Annotated in this window: 4 protein-coding genes; all 4 read right to left on the bottom strand. The window is 69.3% G+C overall.

Annotation, left to right across the window (positions count from 1 at the left end; all coding sequences use genetic code 11):
* Nucleotides 1-1,150, bottom strand: a 1,150-nt coding sequence (locus V7D28_RS14425; RefSeq protein ID WP_333588079.1) for a class I tRNA ligase family protein, incomplete at its 3' end; no start/stop codon positions are given.
* Nucleotides 1,151-1,379: 229 nt separating this feature from the next.
* A complete protein-coding gene (locus V7D28_RS14420) occupies nucleotides 1,380-2,321 on the bottom strand; it encodes a bifunctional riboflavin kinase/FAD synthetase (protein WP_442957947.1) in 942 nt (313 codons plus the stop codon).
* The gene (locus tag V7D28_RS14415; RefSeq protein WP_333588077.1) at nucleotides 2,318-2,740 is read right to left on the bottom strand and encodes a MaoC family dehydratase; all 423 of its coding nucleotides are present in this window, start codon (nucleotides 2,738-2,740) and stop codon (nucleotides 2,318-2,320) included. Before V7D28_RS14415 ends, V7D28_RS14420 begins: the two co-directional genes overlap by 4 nt.
* Nucleotides 2,741-2,884: 144 nt before the next feature.
* Nucleotides 2,885-3,730 (bottom strand): TIGR01459 family HAD-type hydrolase (locus tag V7D28_RS14410; RefSeq protein WP_333588076.1); only part of this gene is annotated, 846 nt, incomplete at its 5' end.

Genomic DNA, 3,730 nt, shown 5'->3' with positions numbered 1-3,730 from the left:
TCTCGGGGATCTCGCGGTGGCCATGGGCCAGCCAGACCAGATAGTCGTCGGCGCCATGCCCCGGAGCGGTGTGGACAAAGCCCGTGCCGGCGTCGTCGGTGACGTGATCGCCCGCCAGCAGCGGCACGGAAAAGGCGTAGTGGGCGTCCAGCGCCGCCAGCGGGTGTTCGCAGACCATGCCGCGGCAATCGACCGCCTCGAGGCGGCGCCACCGGGCGATCTTGGCGGCCTTGAAGACATCCTCGGCCAGCTTATCGGCGACGATCAGCCGGTCGCCGGCCTTGGCCCAGGGCTCGAACTCCAGGCCCTCTTCCATGGCTTCCACCTGGAAGACCGAATAGGCGACGGCTTCGTTATAGGCCACGGCGCGGTTGGCCGGGATGGTCCATGGCGTGGTGGTCCAGATCACCACGCTGGCGCCGCGGGCGGCGTCGGATCCCTCCACCACCTTGAACTTCACCCAGATCGTCGGCGAGACGTGGTCGTGATACTCCACCTCGGCGTCGGCGAGCGCGGTGCGCTCCACCGGGCTCCACATCACGGGCTTGGAGCCGCGATAGAGCTGGCCGCTCAAGACGAACTTGTGGAACTCCGCGACGATGGCCGCCTCGCTGCCATAGTCCATGGTGGCGTAGCGGTTGTCCCAGTCGCCCAGGACGCCCAGGCGCTTGAAGCCCTCCTTCTGGACCTCGATCCATCGGGCGGCGTAGGCGCGGCACTTCTCGCGGAACTCCGCCTTGGAGACCTCGTCCTTGCGGCGGCCCTGGCTGCGCAGCTCCTCCTCGATCTTCCACTCGATGGGCAGGCCGTGGCAGTCCCAGCCGGGGACGAAGTCCACATCATAGCCCAGGGCGAAGCGGGACCGGACCACGAAGTCCTTCAGGGTCTTCTGCAGGGCGTGGCCGATATGGATGGCGCCGTTGGCGTAGGGCGGGCCATCATGCAGGACGAAGAGAGGCGCGCCGTCGGCCTGCCTCGCCTTGCGCGCGGCGTGATAGAGGCCGACCTCGTCCCACCGGGCCAGAATCTGCGGCTCCTTCTGCGGCAGGCCCGCGCGCATGGGAAAGTCGGTCTGGGGCAGGAAGACGGTCTCGCGATAGTCGCGGCCCCCTTCGGTGGAAGCGGTGCGCTTTTCGGCGTCGTCGGCCATGGGGATTCTATGCGTCCAATGAGATCAGAGGAGGGCGGTCAGGTCCCGGCGCGCGCTGGATCAGAACGTCCGGCGGCGTCACGCCGGGCGCGTAATTCGAAAGCTGCGGCCGCTCCTCGTCATGGGGCGGTCCTAGCAGAGGTCGGGAGCAGGGGCGAGCCCTTAAGGCTGGGCGAGGCGTGAGCCTTGCTCCCCACGACATTCACCCGGGACGGTGAAGCTTCGGAGACTAGAAGTCGGGAAGCAGTATCTTCCGCGCCTGATCGGCGTCGCGCATCACCTGGTCGACCATTTCCTGCAGGCTGTCGAACTTGGCTTCCGGACGCAGGAAGGTGATCAGATCGGTCTCGATCGTCTGGTCGTAGATGTCCTCGTCGAAGTCGAAGAGCCAGACCTCCAGGACCGGCGCCACCTCGCCCACGGTGGGATTGACCCCGATATTGGCCACGCCGGGAATCTCCCGGCCGTCGGGCAGGCGGGTGCGGGTGGCGTAGACGCCGAACCGCGGCTGGACATAGTCGTCCACCAGCACATTGGCGGTGGGGAAGCCCAGCTCCCGGCCCAGTTGCCGCCCCCGCTGAACCGGCCCCTCGATGGCGAAGGGGCGGCCCAGTATGGCCGCGGCGTCCTGCGGCCGGCCCTCGCGAAGGGCGTCGCGCACGGCGGTGGAGGAGTATTTCTCGCCCTGGGAGTCAGCCACCGCCTCGGCCACGGACACGCCGAATCCGAAGGTCTCGCCATAGTCTCGCATGGTCGCCGGGCTCCCTGTGCGGCCCTTGCCGAAGGAGATGTCGAAGCCCACCGACACGTGTCGCACCCCCAGGCCCTCATGCAGCACGGCGCGGGCGAAGTCGCGGTCGGTCAGGCTCTTCATCTCCTCATCGAAGGGAAGCACGTAGAACAGGTCCACCCCCAGCCCTTCAAGGGCGCGGGCCTGCTGGGCCGGACGCATCAGGCGAAATGCCGGCGCATTGGGCTGGAAGATGCGTCGGGGATGCGGATCGAAGCTGATCACCCCAAGGGGGGCGCCGGCGGCCCGCGCCGCCTGGGCGGCCAGCGCGATGACCCGCTGATGCCCGCGATGGACGCCGTCGAAATTGCCCAGGGCCACGGCCGCGCCCCGGTCCCGGGCCATCAGGCCCTTCCATTCCTTGATCACGCGCATGGTCAGGCGCTCCTTTTGGGGACGATGACCACGGCCTCGCCGTCAGCCACGGTCTTGCCGTTCACCAGGCAGGCGGTGGCCAGGGTCACCCAGCCGCGACGGGGGTCGAGATCCTTCACCGTGGCCCGGGCGGTCACCTGGTCGCCGATGGCCACGGGCCGGCGGAAGCGCAGGCTCTGGCTCACATAGACCGCGCCGGGGCCGGGCAGGCGGGTGCCCAGGACCGCCGAGATATAGGCGCCGGCCAGCATGCCGTGGGCGATGCGCTGGCCAAAGGCGGTGCCGCGGGCATAGTCGTCGTCCAGGTGCAGGGGATTGGTGTCCCCCGACACGGCGGCGAAGGCCTCCACCTCGGCGGCGGTCACGGTGCGCGCAATCTCCGCGCTCTGGTCCAGGGCCAGATCCTCGAAAAACAGTCCCGTCAAATAGCGGCCCCTCTTTGTCTTAAGCGCGGTCTGCGCCGGCCCTGGCGTCGGATTCTCGCCGGCCTCAAAGCCGCTCGGTCCGATCTCACAGGTCTCCAATGGGATGGGGGATGGCGATTATCAAGGCTCAGGCTTCAGCGCCGCCTACCAGCGCAGCTCGGCCATGGCCCAGCGGGCGTGGGCGCCCTCCTGGGAGAGAAGCGCCGCGACGGCGTCCGTCCGAAGGCCTTGCGGCCCGATGGTCTCAGCGCCGTGGATGCCGCCGGCCACGAACATGACGTCCAGCCCCTGGGCGTTGGCCCCCTTCACATCGGTGGCCACCCCGTCGCCGATGCACAGCAGGCGCTCGCGGGGCACGGGAGCGCCGGTCAGGCGCTCGGCCTCGGCCACACACAGCTCATAGATGGGCGCGTGGGGCTTGCCGGCCATGACCACGGCGCCGCCCAGTTGCTGATAGAGTTGGGCGAGCGCCCCGCCGCAATAGATCAGGCGGTCGCCCCGCTGGACCACGATGTCGGGATTGGCGCAGACCATCTCCAGGCCGCGGGCCGCGGCGCCTTCGAACCTTGCCTGATAGTCCCCAGGTCCCTCGGTCTCGTCGTCGATGGGGCCGGTGCAGGCGATGAAGGCCGCCTTGTCCAGGGCCTCGAAGGACAGGCCCAGGCCCTCATAGAGGGGGGCGTCGCGGTCGGGTCCCAGGCGCCAGGCCGGGCCGGGCGCGCGCTCGGCCAGCAGCCGCCGCGTGGCGTCGCCGGAGGTCACGAAGGCCGACCAGGACTCCCGCGGCACGCCCAGGGCGTCCAGCTGGGCCACCACGTCGCTGGAGGGTCGCGGCGAATTGGAGATCAGGATCACCGGTCCGCGCTCGGCGCGCCACCGGGCCAGGGCTGCGCAGGCCTCGGGAAAGCTCGCAGCCCCGTTGTGGATCACCCCCCAGACGTCGCTCAGCAGGACGTCATAGTGGTCTGCAAGGTCGGACAGGCCCTGGGG

Source organism: Phenylobacterium sp., from assembly GCF_036723115.1.
Classification (GTDB): Bacteria; Pseudomonadota; Alphaproteobacteria; order Caulobacterales; family Caulobacteraceae; genus Phenylobacterium.
This window is presented reverse-complemented; position numbering and strand designations above follow the sequence as displayed.